Annotated in this window: 2 protein-coding genes; both read right to left on the bottom strand. The window is 36.0% G+C overall.

Going from position 1 to position 1,270, the window contains the following annotated elements; genetic code table 11:
• Window positions 1-298 (bottom strand): hypothetical protein (locus AC1DND_RS28095; RefSeq protein WP_477586174.1); only part of this gene is annotated, 298 nt, incomplete at its 3' end.
• Window positions 299-459: 161 nt separating this feature from the next.
• Window positions 460-1,270, bottom strand: an 811-nt coding sequence (locus tag AC1DND_RS28090; protein ID WP_477586172.1) for a formylglycine-generating enzyme family protein, incomplete at its 5' end; no start/stop codon positions are given.

The raw sequence follows: 1,270 nt of genomic DNA, 5'->3' as shown, positions 1-1,270 counted from the left end.
TTATGGATCCCTCCAATTTAATTTCTGAAGGGGTTACTTCTAAAGTATCGGGACGGTGATACCATACTACCTGATATTTTTTAAGATCTAATTTATTCTTTATTACTTCATCAAGAGTAATTTTCTGAATAGTGAAGCTGACTTTACGTGTGTCGAAAAATTTCTGCAAAGCGGCATATTCAACTGTTTGTTCTTGTTTCCCATTCACAAGCAAAGCTACCTTAACAGGAGGACTGATCATACTGGAGAACAGCAATACAATAGCTACTAATGAACTGTATTTTAGAATATTATTCATTTTAATTAATTTAATTTTTACTTTGAACCCATGCTATTCAAAAATTTGTCAAATCGAACTCATTCATAGCCTAATTCAATCTATAACTTTGTCCGATTTGACATTGCAACTTTATCTTTAGCAAATCATATTCAAATAACTTTATTAATCCGTATACTTTACTATTTTGCAGCATCCGTTACACAACGGAAACCCACAGTGGCATTACGTTCAAAACCTTCTGAAACACGCAATAAATATTGACGATAAAATAATTCACGGGGTCCCCCTTGCACATACCACCAGCTAGATGAAGGCAAGAAATAACTTCCACCTTTCATCATGATATAACGATATGTTCCATTATCATATAAATCATTGGTTAACTGCCAAACACTGCCTGTAAGATCCTCTAATCCATAAGGATTTGCCCCTTTAGGATATTTCCCCACCGGATACAGTTTGCCATCTCCCAGATTACAACGATCTGTGTCTATACCTTTAATTTTCCAAACAGACAACGTATTGGTTACAAACTCTTCCACTTTTTGTATTGGTTTATTTTGTACCCAAGGCCAGGCATTTCCCTTTTCTGTCTGGGATGCATATTGCCATTCAATTTCTGTAGGCAAACGTTTGCCAGCCCACTTTGCATAAGCTTTGGCATCTTCGTAAGACACATAGATTACGGGGAAATTTTCTTGTCCACTAGCAATTTTACCGCCAACCCAATGTTTCAAGAAATTATTGGCATCAGACGGTTTATAACCCGTGGCGTCCATAAATTCTTTGTATTGGGCATTTGTCACAGGATATTTATCCATGAAATAGGCAGGCATGCTGATTTTTTCATTTTCCAATGTAGGAGCATCTGGGTAAGGAATAAATGAATCTCCAACCAAATATTTATTACACATAAATTTTCCAGCAGGTATTTTTACCATTCCTTTAGGCGCTTTTTTTACAGGATTTGTGAATTCAACTCTAGAAGCC

It is taken from the genome of Pedobacter sp. 01N416 (genome assembly GCF_056399685.1).
This window is presented reverse-complemented; position numbering and strand designations above follow the sequence as displayed.